This is a genomic window from Brevundimonas vesicularis (genome assembly GCF_027105095.1).
Classification (GTDB): domain Bacteria; phylum Pseudomonadota; class Alphaproteobacteria; order Caulobacterales; family Caulobacteraceae; genus Brevundimonas; species Brevundimonas vesicularis_E.
The window spans coordinates 1,808,900-1,824,700 of the sequence record NZ_CP114278.1; the positions used below are offsets into that span (position 1 = coordinate 1,808,900).

Annotated in this window: 21 protein-coding genes, 2 tRNA genes and 1 other RNA gene; 8 read left to right on the forward strand and 16 right to left on the reverse strand. The window is 64.0% G+C overall.

Annotated elements, in window-relative coordinates; all coding sequences use genetic code 11:
- Positions 1 to 8: 8 nt before the first annotated feature.
- The 3 genes from O2K97_RS08930 to O2K97_RS08940 are packed head-to-tail and all read right to left on the reverse strand — an operon-like array spanning position 9 to position 1,381.
- The gene (locus O2K97_RS08930) at positions 9 to 728 is read right to left on the reverse strand and encodes an SIMPL domain-containing protein (RefSeq protein WP_269218988.1); all 720 of its coding nucleotides are present in this window, start codon (positions 726 to 728) and stop codon (positions 9 to 11) included.
- Between the two features lie 24 nt (positions 729 to 752).
- Complete coding sequence (locus O2K97_RS08935) at positions 753 to 977, reverse strand: ribbon-helix-helix domain-containing protein (protein WP_066624790.1); 225 nt, start codon at positions 975 to 977, stop codon at positions 753 to 755.
- Entirely contained in the window at positions 974 to 1,381 is a 408-nt protein-coding gene (locus O2K97_RS08940) for a YbaY family lipoprotein (protein WP_269218989.1), read from the reverse strand. The genes O2K97_RS08935 and O2K97_RS08940 overlap by 4 nt, the downstream gene beginning before the upstream one ends.
- A gap of 106 nt (positions 1,382 to 1,487) precedes the next feature.
- Here O2K97_RS08940 and O2K97_RS08945 point away from each other — a divergent pair, with 106 nt between their 5' ends.
- Positions 1,488 to 2,372, forward strand: a complete 885-nt coding sequence (locus O2K97_RS08945; protein ID WP_269218990.1) for a DMT family transporter — start codon at positions 1,488 to 1,490, stop codon at positions 2,370 to 2,372.
- Positions 2,373 to 2,376: 4 nt separating this feature from the next.
- Here the strand turns inward: O2K97_RS08945 and O2K97_RS08950 are convergent, their stop codons facing one another.
- Together O2K97_RS08950 and O2K97_RS08955 are read right to left on the reverse strand one after the other, a co-directional pair.
- The gene (locus O2K97_RS08950) at positions 2,377 to 2,565 is read right to left on the reverse strand and encodes a DUF4169 family protein (RefSeq protein ID WP_269218991.1); all 189 of its coding nucleotides are present in this window, start codon (positions 2,563 to 2,565) and stop codon (positions 2,377 to 2,379) included.
- Between the two features lie 2 nt (positions 2,566 to 2,567).
- Positions 2,568 to 3,827, reverse strand: a complete 1,260-nt coding sequence (locus O2K97_RS08955) for a patatin-like phospholipase family protein (RefSeq protein WP_269218992.1) — start codon at positions 3,825 to 3,827, stop codon at positions 2,568 to 2,570.
- Positions 3,828 to 3,977: 150 nt separating this feature from the next.
- Between O2K97_RS08955 and O2K97_RS08960 the strand changes: the two genes are divergently transcribed.
- Both O2K97_RS08960 and O2K97_RS08965 read left to right on the forward strand, forming a co-directional pair.
- Positions 3,978 to 4,217 (forward strand): DUF2171 domain-containing protein, encoded by a 240-nt coding sequence (locus O2K97_RS08960; RefSeq protein ID WP_039243689.1) that lies wholly within the window; start codon positions 3,978 to 3,980, stop codon positions 4,215 to 4,217.
- 99 nt (positions 4,218 to 4,316) lie between these two features.
- Positions 4,317 to 4,700, forward strand: coding sequence for a YccF domain-containing protein (locus O2K97_RS08965; RefSeq protein WP_269218993.1), 384 nt, complete (start codon positions 4,317 to 4,319; stop codon positions 4,698 to 4,700).
- Between the two features lie 62 nt (positions 4,701 to 4,762).
- Here the strand turns inward: O2K97_RS08965 and fumC are convergent, their stop codons facing one another.
- Positions 4,763 to 6,154, reverse strand: coding sequence for a class II fumarate hydratase (fumC, locus tag O2K97_RS08970; protein WP_269218994.1), 1,392 nt, complete (start codon positions 6,152 to 6,154; stop codon positions 4,763 to 4,765).
- A 108-nt stretch (positions 6,155 to 6,262) separates the two neighbouring features.
- Between fumC and O2K97_RS08975 the strand changes: the two genes are divergently transcribed.
- Entirely contained in the window at positions 6,263 to 6,622 is a 360-nt protein-coding gene (locus tag O2K97_RS08975) for a RusA family crossover junction endodeoxyribonuclease (RefSeq protein WP_269218995.1), read from the forward strand.
- 6 nt (positions 6,623 to 6,628) lie between these two features.
- On the opposite strand, the gene O2K97_RS08980 is transcribed toward O2K97_RS08975, so the two are convergent.
- The 3 genes from O2K97_RS08980 to miaA all read right to left on the reverse strand — a co-directional run bounded on the left by O2K97_RS08980 (position 6,629) and on the right by miaA (position 8,395).
- On the reverse strand, positions 6,629 to 7,102 hold the full coding sequence (locus O2K97_RS08980; RefSeq protein ID WP_017504863.1) for an SspB family protein: 474 nt from the start codon (positions 7,100 to 7,102) through the stop codon (positions 6,629 to 6,631).
- A 111-nt stretch (positions 7,103 to 7,213) separates the two neighbouring features.
- Positions 7,214 to 7,583: a transfer-messenger RNA gene (ssrA, locus tag O2K97_RS08985) on the reverse strand.
- 11 nt (positions 7,584 to 7,594) lie between these two features.
- A complete protein-coding gene (gene miaA / locus O2K97_RS08990) occupies positions 7,595 to 8,395 on the reverse strand; it encodes a tRNA (adenosine(37)-N6)-dimethylallyltransferase MiaA (protein ID WP_419466117.1) in 801 nt (266 codons plus the stop codon).
- A 146-nt stretch (positions 8,396 to 8,541) separates the two neighbouring features.
- Between miaA and O2K97_RS08995 the strand changes: the two genes are divergently transcribed.
- Together O2K97_RS08995 and O2K97_RS09000 are read left to right on the forward strand one after the other, a co-directional pair.
- Entirely contained in the window at positions 8,542 to 9,609 is a 1,068-nt protein-coding gene (locus O2K97_RS08995) for an Mrp/NBP35 family ATP-binding protein (RefSeq protein ID WP_269218997.1), read from the forward strand.
- 76 nt (positions 9,610 to 9,685) lie between these two features.
- The gene (locus O2K97_RS09000) at positions 9,686 to 10,783 is read left to right on the forward strand and encodes an NADH:flavin oxidoreductase (RefSeq protein WP_269218998.1); all 1,098 of its coding nucleotides are present in this window, start codon (positions 9,686 to 9,688) and stop codon (positions 10,781 to 10,783) included.
- A 19-nt stretch (positions 10,784 to 10,802) separates the two neighbouring features.
- Here O2K97_RS09000 and O2K97_RS09005 read toward each other — a convergent pair whose 3' ends face one another.
- The 6 genes from O2K97_RS09005 to O2K97_RS09030 all read right to left on the reverse strand — a co-directional run bounded on the left by O2K97_RS09005 (position 10,803) and on the right by O2K97_RS09030 (position 14,247).
- Positions 10,803 to 11,123: a YbjQ family protein gene (locus O2K97_RS09005; RefSeq protein ID WP_017504867.1), complete on the reverse strand. Its 321-nt coding sequence runs from the start codon at positions 11,121 to 11,123 to the stop codon at positions 10,803 to 10,805.
- A 9-nt stretch (positions 11,124 to 11,132) separates the two neighbouring features.
- The gene (locus O2K97_RS09010; RefSeq protein ID WP_269218999.1) at positions 11,133 to 11,660 is read right to left on the reverse strand and encodes a dihydrofolate reductase; all 528 of its coding nucleotides are present in this window, start codon (positions 11,658 to 11,660) and stop codon (positions 11,133 to 11,135) included.
- Positions 11,657 to 11,956, reverse strand: coding sequence for a phosphoribosyl-ATP pyrophosphohydrolase (locus O2K97_RS09015; protein WP_269219000.1), 300 nt, complete (start codon positions 11,954 to 11,956; stop codon positions 11,657 to 11,659). The genes O2K97_RS09010 and O2K97_RS09015 overlap by 4 nt, the downstream gene beginning before the upstream one ends.
- Before the next feature lie 60 nt (positions 11,957 to 12,016).
- On the reverse strand, positions 12,017 to 12,517 hold the full coding sequence (locus O2K97_RS09020; protein ID WP_269219001.1) for a hypothetical protein: 501 nt from the start codon (positions 12,515 to 12,517) through the stop codon (positions 12,017 to 12,019).
- A gap of 253 nt (positions 12,518 to 12,770) precedes the next feature.
- The gene (locus O2K97_RS09025; protein WP_066554815.1) at positions 12,771 to 13,628 is read right to left on the reverse strand and encodes a thymidylate synthase; all 858 of its coding nucleotides are present in this window, start codon (positions 13,626 to 13,628) and stop codon (positions 12,771 to 12,773) included.
- Positions 13,629 to 13,704: 76 nt separating this feature from the next.
- Positions 13,705 to 14,247, reverse strand: coding sequence for a DUF924 family protein (locus tag O2K97_RS09030; RefSeq protein WP_269219002.1), 543 nt, complete (start codon positions 14,245 to 14,247; stop codon positions 13,705 to 13,707).
- Here O2K97_RS09030 and ilvC point away from each other — a divergent pair.
- Positions 14,246 to 15,280, forward strand: a complete 1,035-nt coding sequence (gene ilvC, locus O2K97_RS09035) for a ketol-acid reductoisomerase (RefSeq protein ID WP_269219003.1) — start codon at positions 14,246 to 14,248, stop codon at positions 15,278 to 15,280. The two genes, O2K97_RS09030 and ilvC, sit on opposite strands and share 2 nt — an antisense overlap.
- A gap of 60 nt (positions 15,281 to 15,340) precedes the next feature.
- Here the strand turns inward: ilvC and O2K97_RS09040 are convergent.
- Positions 15,341 to 15,417 (reverse strand) — tRNA-Pro (locus O2K97_RS09040).
- A 201-nt stretch (positions 15,418 to 15,618) separates the two neighbouring features.
- Here O2K97_RS09040 and O2K97_RS09045 point away from each other — a divergent pair.
- Positions 15,619 to 15,692 (forward strand) — tRNA-Gln (locus O2K97_RS09045).
- Positions 15,693 to 15,801 lie beyond the last annotated feature (109 nt).

The following is a 15,801-nucleotide window of genomic DNA, read 5'->3' on the forward strand; positions in this document are numbered from 1 at the left end:
GCCCGAGACTACTTTAGACTATAGGTGATAGTCGTAACGACCCGGATTTTATTGTCGATGGAGACGGCCTCGTCGCCGGCTGCGCCATCGCGCGGCAGGATTTCGAACGAGCCCTGGGTGGCCTGACGGATCGGGCCGAGGGGCGTTCCGCTGTCCTTGGCGAACTGTTCCGCGCCGGTGCGCGCCGCCGCTGTACCCTCGGCGATCATTTGCGGGCGCACGTCGTTCAACTTAGTGAAGATGTAGGACGGACCCTGAAAGTCCTGCAGCACCACATCCTGACGCACCAGGTCGTTGAGCAGTCGCGTCGTGGCCTGAACCCGGGCCACATCGTTGGTTCGAACGATCACCGTCTGAGCCAGGATGAAGCGTGGACCGCCGTTCTGGGCGGCGTATTCTCGCGACCGTGTGTCGGCCACCTCGAGCCGGCCTAGCTCGATGGCTTGGGCAGGGTAGCCCTGGGCGGTCAGGAAGCGGCGGACCAGCGCCAGATCGCTGTCGATCTTGGTTTGAACTTCCGAAAGGACATCGCCCGAGGCCGTGAAGCGTAGCGGCAGGACGGCAAGGTCCGCTTTCACATTGCGTTCGGACAGGCCGCGCACCGTCACGGTGCGGTCGCCGGCGCGCGCGTGAATGACGCCCTGACCGATCAGGGCGCCGGCGCCGATGAAGCCGACAGCCAGAAGACCGCCGACCACGGCGGCTGGAAGCAGACGATTGTCTGACATGGTCAGGTCTCCGTTATATCGAAGCTACGCCGGTCTTCCATGATCCGCCACCCAGTCCAGCGCCAGCAGGCGACAGGCGGAGGCGAGAGGGCGTCGGCCGCGACCGGCGTCGATTTCAGCCAGAAGCTGAGCCTTGCTGAGGCTGCGAGCGGCCGCGATCCGGTCCAGCACGGCCCAGAACTCCGGCTCCAGCGCCACCGACGTGGCATGGCCGGCGAGGGCGACCGAACGTTTGCTGAGGCTGCTCAACGCGCGGACTTCAGCATGATCTCGGCCGAGGCCGGCGCGCCGTTCGTCAGGATCGCGTGGCGGGTGTCCGTAACGAAGACCAGAGCGCCGGCCGCGTCTCGGATCTCGGCGCGCGCGGCATAGGTGTGGCGTGGATCGATCTGAGACGTGGGAAAGCCAAGGGTGACGCGATAGGGCGGGGCGCCGGTCAGCGGCTCGCTGGTCTCGGCGAGAACCTTGGCGGGCGCGTCGGCCAGACTGACGTCCTCAACCCTAACGGTCAGGACATGGCCGGGCGGCAGCATGATCCGTTCGCGATAGGTGGCGGTCACGTTTACGACTGTCGTTCCGGTCGTCATGTCCGGCGTGGTGGCGCAGGCCGCCAGGACCAGGGCGGCGGGCAGGATCAGGGGGGCGTTTCGCATGGCGATCTCCTTCGAGGCGCCCAGTGTGTCACACTCAGGCGCAAGACGTGAGGGCGCGTGGCGTCAGGGCGTGTTATGCGGGCCGTCCACCGCCGGAGGTCAACCCTTGAGCCGCCCCTTCGCGATCGTCGCGATCACCATCTGCGCCCTGATCTGGGGCACGACCTGGTACGCGATCACCCTGCAGCTGGGGCCGGTTGATTCCATCGTCTCCATCGTCTGGCGGTTTGGTCTGGCGTCGGCGGTCCTGTTCGGCTTCTGCGCCGTGACGCGCCGGCCGCTGCGTCTGACGCGCAGCCAGCATCTGGCCGCCATCGGGCAGGGCGCCTTCGTCTTCGCGGTCAGCTATGGCTTCGTCTATGCGGCGGAAGGGCAGGTGGCGTCGGCTGTGGTCGCGGTCATCTTCGCCGCCCTGGCCTTTGTGAACCTGATCCTGTTTCGGCTGCTGGGCGGACAGAAGGCGGCGCCGGCGGCGTGGATCGGCGCAGTACTGGGCGTCATGGGCGTCGGGGTCTTGTCCTACGGCCAGATAACGGCGGCGGGCGCCGGCCTCAATCCGGGGCTGGGCGTCCTCTTCGCCCTGACCGCTGTACTGGCTTCGGCGCTCGGCAACTGGTTCGCCTGGAAGGGACAGCAGGCGGGCGCGCCCGTCATGGCCGCCACTTCCTGGGCGATGGCTTACGGCACGGCCATGTTGGCGCTGTACGGTATGGCGACCGGCGTGACGTGGCGGATCGAGCCGACGGCAGACTATGTGCTGTCGCTGCTGTATCTCTCGCTGTTCGGGTCGGTGATCGCGTTCGGCCTGTATTTCACCATCGCCCGTCAGCGTGGCTATGCCCTGGCCAGCTACATCTCGGCTCTGACGCCGCCCATCGCCATGTTGGTGTCGGTGCTGTTCGAGGGCGCGCGTTTCGGCTGGAGCGCCCTAATCGGCCTGGCGCTTGTGCTGGCTGGGCAGGTCATGCTCATCCGCGCGCCCAAGGCCTGAGCCGTCAGTCGTCGGATTTCAGCTCCAGCTTCTGACCATTCAACTGCTTCTCGGCGCGTTGACGCTCAAGAGCGGACAGGGTCTTTTCGGCCTTGGAGCGTCCGTGCGCCACGCGGTTGGCGGCGGCCAGCGCCTTGTCTTCGGCCTTGGCGCGGGCCTTTCGCGCCCGGTTCAGATTGATGATCTCGCCCATGATTACGACGTGGGCTTATCAGCGGGAGGCGTATCCGCCGACGGTTTCGCCGAGGGCTCGGGCGTCAGCACAGCTGGCACTTGAGACTCCGAAATTGTCGTCTGGGGGATAAAGGGCTGGTCCGCCGGGCGCTCGCCCAGCCGGGTCCAGGCATCGGCGCCGCGTCCGCGCTGGCGACCCAGTTCGAACATGGCCGTCATGGTCTCCTGATCGAACTTCAGGCTGGAGGCGGCGACATTGTCTGGAATGGCCGACAGCGCCATGTCCAGCCCATTGCGCCGCGCAAACGCCGCCGTCACGGCCAGATGGATGCGCAGCGACGATTTGCTCATGCTGTCATAGGTCCGCGCCAGAATTCCCGACAGCCGGCCGGGCGTGACCCCGTCGTTGCGGCCGACCTGACCGTTGACGATGACATAGAGGGCGCCGACACGCCCTTCGTCCTTTGGACGGGTCCACAGCATCAGGTCTTCAGGGATGGCCAGGAACGGCGTGTTGACGCCGCCGTCGACATGCATTTCCAGAACCACCTTGTCGTCGTCCTGAAGCCCGGCGATCAGAACCGGAGGAAAGACGCCGGGAATGCTGGCCGAGGCGACCAGCACCTCCTTGAACAGTTCGCGGGCGTTCTCGTCGCCCTGGGTCGCCAAAAGACCCATGTCCCAGATGACGGTTTCCTCGCTGTCCAGATCGGTCGTCGCCACCAGCAGCCGTCTGCCCTTGGCGTGCTCGCGCGCGACGGCCTGCATCAGTTCAGGGGTGACATTCTCGTCCACCAGATTACGCAGGACCTGTGACGAGAACAGGCTCGGGTTCAGGAAGGCGGCGAAACTGCGCCAGCTCAGCAAATTGCTGGCGGCGCCGCTGGTGTAGGCGTGCTGAAGTTCGTCGTCCCAATCCGATCCAAGAAAGGCGAATGGAGCGGCGAGGGCCCCCGTGCTGACGCCGGTGACCACGTCGAATGCGGGGCGATCGCCCTGTTCGGTCCAACCGACCAGCAGCCCGGCGCCGTAGGCCCCGTTTGCGCCGCCGCCAGACAGCGCCAGGATCGAGGTTGGCTTGTCGGGCCGAAGTCGCTGACCGATTTCCTGGGTGAAGGCCTGCAGGCGCGCGCTGTCGCTGGCGCGGATGCGAGGGTCTTCCGCCTTGACGAGCGTGCCGTCTGCAATCCGAAGAGGGCCAGTCGGGCGATCCAGCGTTCCACACGCCGACAAGGCCAGGGCCATGAGGACGCCGAATAGGCCCGATCCAATCCGACGCATATCTCGAGTTCCGGTTCCGTGTGAACGCCGGCTTCTACCGCGTCCTTGCCAATCCTGTCATCAAGGCGATGAACAAGCGTCGCCGTTTGAAACCGTCGCAGGCCGGGTGTGTTCTCATCGACAGGACAAACCAAACTGCTGGAGATACACATGGTTGACGTTTCGCTCATCAAGGAACACCTCGAAGTCGTGGGCTCGGACGGCGGTCACGTGGGCCGGGTCGATCACGTCCTGGGCGACCAGATCGAACTGGCGAAGCTGGATTTCGCAGGCGGCTTCAAGCACCACATGATCCCGGTCAGCTGGGTCGAACGGGTTGACGACAAGCACGTCCATCTGAGCCTGACCCAAGACGACGCCAAGGCGCGCTGGACCGAGAAGCCGCACTAAGGCCGATCTGAAGCCGATTTAATAAAGGCCCCGCTGCACAAGCGGGGCCTTTTGCTTATCTGAGATGTGTCGCATTGGGCGACATTGGAGCCTGTCTCGATGCGCCTGTTCCTGAATGTCCTCTGGCTCATCTTCGGCGGCTGGATTTCCGGCCTGCTGTGGCTGCTAGGCGGCGCGATCCTGGCGTTGACTGTCGTCGGCCTGCCGTGGACGTTCGCGGCGTGGCGCATCGCCAGCTATTCGTTCTGGCCTTTCGGTCGCGAGATCGTGTGGCAGGACACGCATCCCGTCGCTGGCTGTGTCGGCGTCGTGTTGAACGTGGTCTGGTTCGTCGTGGCCGGCTGGTACATCGCCCTGACGCATTTGATCATCGCCGTGGCGGAGTTCGTCTCCATCATCGGCATACCATTTGCGCTGAAGGATCTCGAATTGGCCAAGCTGGCGCTGGCGCCGGTCGGACGCACCATCCGCGACAATGCCTGACCCAAACAAAAACGCCGACGTCAGACGACGTCGGCGCTGCAAAATATCGTCCCTGGATGGGATCAGCCCGGCGAGATCATCTTTTCCGGCCGCACGGCTTCATCGAACTCAGCGTCCGTTAGATAGCCGCCGCCGACAGCCTCTTCGCGCAACGTGGTGCCGTTCTTGTGCGCGGTCTTGGCGATCTTGGCGCACAGGTCATAGCCCAGCTTGCCGTTCAGGGCGGTGACCAGCATCAGCGAGTTGTTCAGGCCGCGCGCGATATTGTCCTCGCGCGCCTCGATGCCGACGACGCAGTTGTCGGTGAAGCTGATGGCCGCGTCGGCGACCAGGCGCACCGACTGCAGGAAGTTGTAGGCCATCACGGGATTGTAGACGTTCAGCTCGAAATGGCCTTGCGACCCGGCGAAGGTCAGGGCGGCGTTGTTGCCGAACACCTGGACGCAGACCTGGGTCAGGGCTTCGCATTGGGTCGGATTGACCTTGCCCGGCATGATCGACGAGCCTGGCTCGTTTTCCGGCAGCGCCAATTCGCCCAGACCCGAACGCGGGCCGGAACCCAGGAAGCGGATGTCGTTGGCGATTTTGAACAGGCTGGCGGCGACCGTGTTGATGGCGCCGTGGCTGAAGACCATGGCGTCGTGGGCGGCCAGGGCCTCGAACTTGTTCGGGGCCGTGGTGAAGGGAAGACCGGTGATCTCAGCGATCTGGGCCGCAACCCTCTCGGCGAAGCCGATGGGCGCGTTCAGGCCGGTGCCGACGGCGGTGCCGCCCTGCGCCAGTTCCATCAGGGCCGACAGGGTCTGTTCGATGCGCTTGATGCCGTTCTCGACCTGTTGCGCATAGCCGCCGAACTCTTGGCCCAGCGTCAGAGGCGTGGCGTCTTGGGTATGGGTACGGCCGATTTTGATGATGTGGCCCCAGGCCTTGGCCTTGGCGTCCAGCGCGGCGTGCAGATGTTTCAAGGCCGGGATCAGGTCGTTAACCACCTGTTCGGCGCAGGCGACGTGCATGGCCGTGGGATAGGTGTCGTTGGACGACTGGCTCATATTGACGTGGTCGTTGGGATGGACCGGCTTCTTGGAGCCCATCTCGCCACCCAGAATCTCGATCGCGCGATTCGAGATCACCTCATTGGCGTTCATGTTCGATTGGGTGCCCGAACCCGTCTGCCAGACCACCAGCGGGAAATGGTCGTTCAGCTTGCCTTCAATGACCTCATTGGCGGCCTTGATGATGGCGTCGGCCAGGGCCGGGTCCAGCTTGCCCAGGTCGCGATTGGTCTCGGCGGCCGCACGCTTGACGATGCCTAGGGCGCGCACGACAGGCAGGGGCTGCTTTTCCCAACCGATCTTGAAGTTGCCCAGCGATCGCTGCGCCTGGGCGCCCCAGTAGCGATCGGCGGCGACTTCGATCGGGCCGAAGGTGTCGGTCTCTGTCCGGACGTTGCTCATGCGCGTAAATCTCGTCTCTCAGGCGTGGCGATGGGTTGCGCGGCGGTGTAGCACGAGAGCCATGCAGGGCAAGAAGAGCGCGGATATCCTCACAACGGCAATCGTCGTATGATCGCCGGCTGGATCGGGACCGGCAAGGTCAGGGCGCGCGAGGATGGCGATGCGGTCGAGATCGTTATCGACGGCCTGACGACCCAGGCCAAATACTACAAGCCGCTGGTCTATGAGTTCATGCGCAAGGAATGGCGCGGAGCCAGACCATCATGGGGCGACCATGTCGTAGAAATCCGCATGGAGCATGTCGGAGAGCCGCCCTGGATGGACCTCGACAACCTGGCCAAGGCCTTGCTCGACTCCATCAAAGGCTATCTGTTCCACGACGACGCGCAGGTCGCGCGGCTGCTGGTCGAAAGACGCGAAGGCGAAAGAGAGCGGATCCTGATCCGCTCCTATCCGCGCAAGGACTGACGGCAGCTATTTCTTGCGGAACTGGTCCAGCGAAACGACCTTGGGGCCGTCCGAAATCGGCGGCATGTCCTGAGGCGGGGTCGGCTCGTCTTCGACCTCGTCCAGAAGCTGTGGGTCTTCGAACTGCAGCAGAAATTGGACGCTGGGATCGTAGAAGCGCGTGATCGCGGAATAGGGGATGACCAGGCTCTTGGGCATGCCGCCGAAGCGCAGCTTGACCGAGAAACGCTCAGGCTCGACGCGCAGGTCGTCGTACTGGTGCTGCAGAACGACCGTCATCTCTTCCGGATATTTCGCCAGAATGTCAGGGGCCACGCTGACGCCGACGGCGCGTGTCTTGAATGTGATATAGAAGTGGTGGGCGCCGGGCAGCCCCTCGGCCAGCACGCGTTCCAGCGCGGCGCGCATGACGCCGCGCAGGGCTTCCTGCGCCAGCTGTTCGTACCGCATCTCATCGACCGGAGGGGCCTGGTCGCTCATCGTCACCTCACATCAGAGCGCGACTGATAGCGGCGCGGGGCCGCAGGCGAAAGGTGTCATGAAGGTAAAGCGCCGGGATTCTGGCGCCAGGCTCCCGATCATCTTTTGGAAAGTGCCGGGGGTTCTGTTGCCAGGCCCCCCGACGGGCCCCGCCCAGGGATCTGAACCCCTAGGACTTAAGATTCGAAATCACTCGAACCGCATTACGCGGCGAGAGCGACTTCTCCAGCGAAGTTATCGTTCGCAGTTAGAAAATGGCCCGATACGGTGGGCCAGGACGAGCGAAAGCAATCCTCTTTACACGTCCGTCGATGCTAGTCGGCCCCATGCTGCCTCCGCCGATAACGCGGGGAGAAAGTTGGTGGAGCCGCCGGGAATCGCACCCGGGTCCGGTCCGCTTATTACAAGCGCGTTTATCGCTATAGTCCGGCCGAAACCGGACCAAACGAATATAGGCGCAGCCGTGAGGCATTCCAAGCGCCGGATTGTTTCTTAGGCACGGCGCCAGTCCGGCGTCTGGTTTCGAAACCACGTCAACTGACGTTTGGCGTAGTTGTGAGTGGCTTGTTTCAGTGCGGTGATCGCGTCGTCGCGGGCCATGTCGCCAGACAAGTAGGCGGCCAGTTCTCTGACCCCGACCGCCTTCATGGCGGGCAGGGCGGGGTTCAAGCCACGCCCCACAAAGGCTTGGACTTCGTCTATCGCTCCCTGATCGATCATAAGGTTCACGCGCTGGTCGCAGTTTGCATAGAGTTGCTGACGTTCGGGCTCCATGACCCATCCGGTCCATGAACCCGGCGCCAACAAGGGTTGGGTATCGGCCTTCCAGGCGCTCAGCGCGCGGCCGCTGGCGATGAAGACGCTCATGGCTCGCACAAGGCGCTGGCGGTCTCCCTGTTCGATGGCCTGCGCCGCCTCAGGATCGATCTGGCCCAAGCGCTGGCGGAAACCTGACTCGCCGAGCGCCGTGTAGTCGGCTTCCATCTGATCCCGCATCGCGCTCGGCACTGCAGGAATATCGGCCAGGCCGCGCGTCAGGCTCATGAAGTAAAGGCCTGTCCCGCCCACCAGAATGGCCGGGCGGCCCTGTTTGCGAAGGTCGTCGAGCAACGCCATCACCGCGCGGCTCCAACGTCCGACCGACCAGGCGTCGGCCGCGTCTGCGATGCCATATAGTCGGTGATCGGCTTGGGCTTCGTCCTCAACCGAGGGGCGGGCCGTCAGGATGCGCAGGTCGGCGTAGAGCTGTTGGCTGTCGGCGTTGATGATCACCGCGCCCGTTTCGCGCGCCATCTTCAGCGCCAGCGCCGACTTGCCCGAGGCTGTCGGGCCGGCGATCAGCGTGATTGAGGGTGGCTGGGACAAATCGTGGCTCGCGGGACGGGTTCGACGGCGATAGAACGCGCGCATCATCGCCTGCAAGTCTTCTGGAGACCGCCTTGGTCGAACACTCCGCCGTCATCGCCGCCCTCGACGCCATCATCGATCCGGTTTCCGGCCAAGGGCTGGTCGCCGCCGGTCTGGTTCAAGGTCTGGTCGTGGCTGAGGATCGCGCGGGGTTTGCTCTGGAAGTCGATCGCACTCAAGCAGCCGCCTACGCGCCGGTTCGTGATGCGGCGGAGGCTGCGCTAAAGGCCATTCCCGGCATGGCGCGCGTCTCGGTCATTTTGACCGCCGAGACCAAGCCAGCTGCCGCGCCGCGCACGGCGAGCCTGTCAAAAGCGGCGGTCGATCAGGGCCGCGCCAAGGCCCCGGTCCCGACCGATCGGCCGAAGCACGTTCGCTGCGTCCTGGCCGTCGCCAGCGGCAAGGGCGGGGTGGGCAAGTCCACGGTCGCGGTGAATTTGGCTGCTGCGCTTTCTGCACGCGGGCTTTCAGTCGGCATTCTCGACGCCGATGTGTATGGGCCCTCGCTGCCGACCATGCTGGGCATCAGTGGTCAGCCCGCCTACGAGGACGGCGCCATCGTGCCGCACGTCGCCCACGGGCTGAAGGCCATGTCGGTCGGCCTTTTGACCAAGATGGACGACGCCATGATCTGGCGCGGACCCATGGCGTCGCAGGCCATCACCCAGATGCTGACCCAGACGCGTTGGGGGACGGCTGATGCGCCCCTGGACGTGCTGGTGGTCGATCTGCCGCCGGGCACGGGCGACGTCCAGCTGACACTGATCCAGAAGACGCCGCTGGATGGAGCGGTGATCGTTTCCACGCCGCAAGAAGTCGCTCTGGCCGATGCCCGGCGTGCCCACACCCTGTTCCAGCGCGTCAATGTCCCGACGTTTGGCCTGATTGAGAATATGAGCGGGCCAGTCTTTGGAGAAGGCGGAGGGAAGACCGAGGCCGAGCGCCTATCCATCCCGTTCTTGGGCGCCTTGCCGCTGGACGCCGCCTTACGAGAAGGCGGCGATGCCGGACGACCGCCTGTCGCAACCGATCCGCAGGGCGATATCGCCGGCCGCTTCGCCGAAATCGCCGCGCGCGTCTCGTCTGCGCTCGAGATATAGAAAAAGCCGCCGCAGGGGGTTTTCAAACGCAACCCTGTTCGCCACCTTGGGTGCTACAGATACTCAAGGAGATCCAATGAGCCTCGACGCCCTGTTCAGCCCCTTTACGATCAAGGGGCTGACCCTGCCCAACCGCATCGTCATGGCGCCCATGACGCGATCCTTCTCGCCGAACGGCGTGCCAACGTCCGATGTCGCCGGCTACTATCGTCGGCGGGCCGAAGGCGGGGTTGGGCTGATCGTCACCGAGGGCACGGTCGTCGAGCGTCCGGCGGCGCGCAACGACGCCAATGTTCCGGTCTTCCACGGCGAAGCGCTGCCGGAGTGGAAATCGGTCGTGGATGAGGTTCACGCCGCCGGCGGGCTGATCGCGCCGCAAATCTGGCATGTCGGTTCGGCGCGGGGACAGGGGGCGGACTGGACGCCGCTGGGTAAGGTGGACAGCCCCTCGGGCCTGACGTCGCCGGGCAAGCCCAAGTACGAGCCCATGACCGAGGAGGATGTTGCCGACACCATCGCCGCCTTCGGTCGGTCGGCGCGAGCCGCTCGCGACCTGGGTTTCGACGCCGTCGAGGTTCACGGCGCCCACGGCTATCTGATCGACCAGTTCTTCTGGGGCGGGGTCAATCTGCGTGAGGATCGCTGGGGCGGGCCGACAATCGCCGACCGCGCCCGTTTCGGCGCCGAGGTCGTCAAGGCGGTGCGAGAGGGCGTGGGAGATGACATTCCGGTCATCCTGCGCCTGTCGCAATGGAAGCAGCAGGATTTCACAGCCCGAATCGCCGAGACGCCGGAGCAGATGGTCGAGTGGCTGACCCCGCTGTCGGACGCCGGCGTCGATGTCTTCCACTGCTCGCAGCGCCGCTTCTGGGAGCCGGAGTTCGAAGGCTCGGACCTGAACTTCGCCGGCTGGACCAAAAAGCTGATGGGCAAGCCCACGATCACCGTCGGGTCGGTGGGCCTGGATGGCGAGTTCATCGCGGCCTTCGGCGGCGAAGGTTCAAAGCCCGCCTCGCTGGACGGTCTGTTGCGCCGTCTGGAGAACGAGGAGTTCGACCTGGTCGCCGTCGGCCGCGCGTTGCTGGCCGATCCTCAATGGGTCGCCAAGATCCGCGACGGTCGCGAAGACGAGCTGCGCAACTTCGAGCGTTCGGACCTGATGACCCTGTCCTGATCGGGAAACGTCGAGCCGGTTATGCCGGCTCGACGATCACGCCCGTGCCGTAAGCCAAGACCTCAGTGACGCCCGGCATGATTTCCGTGGCGTCATAGCGAACGGCCAGGATGGCGTTGGCGCCGTGGGCCTGGGCGTGTTTGACCAGTTCGTCATAGGCTTCCTGACGCCCGGCCTCAGCCAACTTCACATAGGCGCCGACGCGGCCGCCCAGCATGGACTGGACCCCGCCGATGGCGTCGGAGATGGCGTTGCGCGAGCGCACCGTGACACCGCGCACCAAGCCGATATGGCGGGTGACGCGAAAGCCGGGCAGGTCGTTGGTCGTGGTGACGTACATCTGTTTCTCCTAGCGGCGTTCCAGTACGCGGAAGGTGAAGGCGTGGTCGTCCTTCTCGCCTGCCGGGTACGATTCCGACGATACCTCGACCCAGGCTGTTTCGTCGAATGACGGAAAGACGGCGTCGCCTTCCGGCGAAGCCTCCACCTCGGTGATGTAGAGGCGTTTCGCGCGGGGCAGGGCGGCCTCGAACAGGGCTGTACCGCCGATGACGCAGATTTCGTCCATCCCGTCGTCCTCAGCCGTTTCGCGCCCGATCTCAATGGCCTCGTCCAGAGTGGCGCAGACCAGGCCGCCCTTGGCCATGCCGTCCGCCTCGTAGGACTGGTCCCGCGTCAGGATCAGATTGAGCCGGCCAGGCAGGGGTTTCAGCGGCAAGCTTTCCCAGGTCTTGCGGCCCATCAGGCAGGGCTTGCCCACGGTGATGGCCTTGAAGCGCTGTAGATCGCTGCGCAGCCGCCAGGGCAAGTCGCCGTCACGGCCGATGACGCCGTTGCGTCCACGCGCGACGACCAATGCGATCTGGGGAACGGTCATGCTTTCGGCTCCAGCCACTTCAGCCATTTGCGCTGCATGGCCTGATCAAGATCGACGCCCGCTCGCGCGCAGTAGATCAGCAGCATCCCCAGCACATCCGCCGCTTCGTCGCCCAGCGCCTGGCTGTCAGGTGCGCCCCGCGCGCGGCCGGTCAGGCGCAGATGCTCGGCGGTCAGTTCGCCCAGCTCCTCCTGAAGCTTCAGCAGCGCCCAGTCGCGATCCCGGTCGATGTCGTGTTCGGCCGCGTAGATGTCGGAGATGCGCAGGACGGAGGCGGTCAGGTCGGAGAAATGCATTGGTATTTGCCGACATCCAGATGCGCGCATCTCCCATAAGAAGTATCGTTTCTAGAGAGCTCAGCCATACCGAAATGGCTCTATACACATTGCGGTCATGAGGCGAGGGCCTTCATCAAAGAGTCGATATCTCTGAAGACAAAAATCACGAAGACATGGGCAAGTGATCTTATTGGTGAAAATTTCGACTAAGTATGGGTCGTAAGATGCCGCGATCATTTCGTTCAGATATGAAATTATCGTTTTCTCAATCATGCGCTCAATGCGATCAGGAAAGTCAATTTCGTAGAGCGCGATGACATTCAGTTCGAGTTGAGCGAATAGTTGGCCCAAGGCTTGTCTAAATTTGTCGGCATCAAAATCTGTGGCACCTGCCGAGCTACTGCAAGTAGCCCATTGTTCTGTGGTGTCTTCGATAAATTTCCGAGCCACATCAATAGCAGTCACGCGACTGCTGTGTCTGATCTGCGCTAGTACGAGACCTAGACCTGTAACTGCCGCGCATGCGGCCAGCCAGTCGGCAATGTTGGGCGCGTCGGAAACGTCAGCCTCGCTGTTCACCACGATTAGGGGAGGGAGGCGGTGGTGGTGGTGGTGGTGGTGGTGGGCTTGGTGATTTGGGCACCGGCACCGAGCTTTTTTCAGTTGGCCAAGGTGCGGGCCGAGGAGGGCTGCTCATGTTTAATGCCCTTTCGCGGGCGGCGGAGGCGGAGGCGGAGGGGGTGGCGGCGTCCGTGACGGTGCCACTGGTACGGAGTCCTTAAAGGGCAACTGCGGCGTTGTGCGAGGGGTTTGGGACACGACGATCACTCTTTCAAACAGCCACGGCCGCCTTGATGTGTGGCCAGGCTTCGTAGCCTTCGAGGGTGAAGTCCGAGAGGTCGAAGGCGAACAGGTCGGTCTTGGGCGCAATCTGCATGACAGGCAGGGGCAGGGGCTCGCGTGTCAGCTGAAGCTCGGCCTGTTCGAGGTGGTTCAGATAAAGGTGGGCGTCGCCGAAGGTGTGGACGAAGTCGCCCGGCTCCAACCCCACCACCTGGGCCAGCATCATCGTCAGCAGGGCGTAGGAGGCGATGTTGAACGGCACGCCCAGGAAGACGTCGGCGCTGCGCTGGTACAGCTGGCAGCTCAGCTTGCCGTCCGCGACGAAGAACTGGAACAGGCAGTGGCAGGGCGGCAGGGCCATGTCGTCGACGTCGGCCGGGTTCCAGGCGGTGACGATGTGGCGGCGGCTGTTGGGATTGGTCTTCAGCCCGTGAACTAGTTTCTCGATCTGGTCGATGACGCGGCCGTCCGGCGCGGTCCAGGACCGCCATTGCTTGCCATAGACCGGACCCAACTCGCCCTCGGCGTCGGCCCATTCGTCCCAGATGCGAACGCCATTGTCCTTCAGATAGGCGATGTTGGTCTCGCCACGCAGGAACCACAGGAGTTCGACGATGATTGACCGCAGATGCAGCTTCTTGGTCGTCAGGACCGGAAAGCCCTTGGACAGGTCGAATCGCATCTGGCGGCCGAAGACGCCCAAGGTGCCGGTGCCGGTGCGGTCGTCGCGACGGACGCCATTGTCGAGGATGTCGCGCAGCAGGTTCAGATACTGCCGCTCGGGATGATCGGCCGGCGCCGCGGCGATGCGAGCCTGAAGTTCAGCGATGGCGACCTGAGCGTTCATTTCTCGAGCTTGCCTCAGAACCTGCGATTCGAAATCCAAATCGATGCAGAGTCCTAGGGAGTCCACAGAAATCGAATCAACCCCCGAAGCCGCCTTCGTCGAGGAAGGCCTGTTCTTCGGGAGTGGTCTGGCGGCCCAGCGCGGCGTTGCGGTGCGGGAAACGGCCGAAGCGGACGATGATGTCGCGGTGCAGCTTGCCCCATTTCTCCAACTCTTCGTCCCCGGCGACCAAGGCCATGTAGCGGTCCTGATCCTCGATCCTCTCGGAATGCTCGAACGGCAGCAGCAGGAAATTCTTCAAAGCCGGCTCGAACGCCAGATGCAGATCGCGCGCCACGGCCTGGTTTGCGAACATCAGGGCCAGAGGATCGGTGGCGAACTGATGCGCCGTGCCGCGAAAGCTGTTGCGGGGATACTGATCCAGCAGGATCAGCAGCGCCAAGGCGCCCTCCGCCGTGTCCATCCAGTCGTCCAGTTCGCGGCGCGCGGCGGCCCAATGCAGGGCGTGGCCTCGGTCGCGGAAGTCGGCGTCGAACGCCTCGTCCTTGGCGAACCACTTTTCGGGCCCAGCCTCTTTCCAGAAGGCGACAACGTCGGATGGGGTTATGAAGGCGGTCATGACCCAGACCCTATCCAATCCGCTGCCCGTCTTCCATGACCGCGACTGCGACCTTTCGATCATCCGCGGCAAGCGCGTGGCCATGATCGGGTACGGCAGCCAGGGCCGGACCCATGCGCTGAACCTGCGTGATTCGGGCGTGACCGACATCGTTGTGGGTTTGAAGGCCGACTCCAGAACACGCGACCTAGCGCGCGCCGATGGATTCGAGGTGATGACGGCCGGGCAGGCCGCGTCGGGCGCCGACGTGGTCGTCGTCATGACTTCGGACGAGGCGCATCGCGATCTGTGGCGCGACGAGCTGGAGCCGAACGTGCGGCCGGGCGCGGCCCTGGTCTTCGCCCACGGCCTGTCGGTGCGATTCGGCCTGGTCGAACCGCGCGCGGATCTGGACGTCGTCCTGGCCTCGCCCAAGGGGATCGGGCCGCGCATCCGCGATCTGTACGAAGCCGGGGAGGGGGTCTTTTGCCTGTTCGGCGTGCAGCAGGACGCGACGGGAGGCGCGCATGCGCTGGGCCTGTCCTATGCGGCGGCGCTGGGATGCGGGCGCAAGGGCATTCTGGAAACGACGATGCGCGACGAGTGCGAGAGCGACCTGTTCGGAGAACAGGTGGTGCTGTGCGGCGGCATCGCCGAACTGATCGACGCGGCCTTCATGAAACTGGTCGACGCCGGCTATCCGCCCGAGGTGGCATGGTTCGAATGCTTCTATGAAACGAAGCTGGTGACCGACCTGATGTACGAACGCGGCATCGCGGGCGCCTTCGCCAAGATTTCGAACACGGCGGAATACGGCGCCTATCTGACCGGACCGCGCATCATCGGAGCCGAGTCTCGCCAAGCGATGGATCAGGTGTTGGCCGAGGTTCAGGGCGGGGCGTTCGTGCGGCGGCTGATGGCCGACTATGACGCCGGTTCACCCGATCTCAACGCGCGCCGAAAGGCGCTGAGCTCTAGGACCATCGAGTCGGTTGGAGCGCATCTGAATGCTGTGGCGCGCCAGGCGATGGAGAGCGCGGCGAACGACGACTAACGCGGACATGGCGGCGGGCGAAGACCCGCTGTCGCATCGTCGATTTTTCTGAGGAGAAGATGGTCGGAGTGAGAGGATTCGAACCTCCGACCCCTGCGTCCCGAACGCAGTGCTCTACCAGGCTGAGCCACACTCCGACCGTGGGGGCTGGCCTGGCGGCGTCGCCCCGAAGTGAGGACGCGGCTTATAGCCATGGGTTCGATAGGCCGCAAGCGCCCATTTCGACCCATCTTCACGGTAAGCGAAAATAGTCCTGAAAGAGGGTGTTGCATCCCAAAACGGCTTGGCGTATCTGACCGCCTCCGCCGCACAGAGTGCTTCGGAAACGCCGGTCCTGCTGGGGAATGGTGTAATGGTAACACTACGGTTTTTGGTACCGTCATTCTAGGTTCGAGTCCTAGTTCCCCAGCCATCCGCCGACAAAGGTCGGCGCCGCCGAACCACTTCACAGCTTCAGCATTATCATCTGCGTCAGGGCTTCCGTTCGGATGCCCGGATACCTAGCTTGACCGCAGACTGCT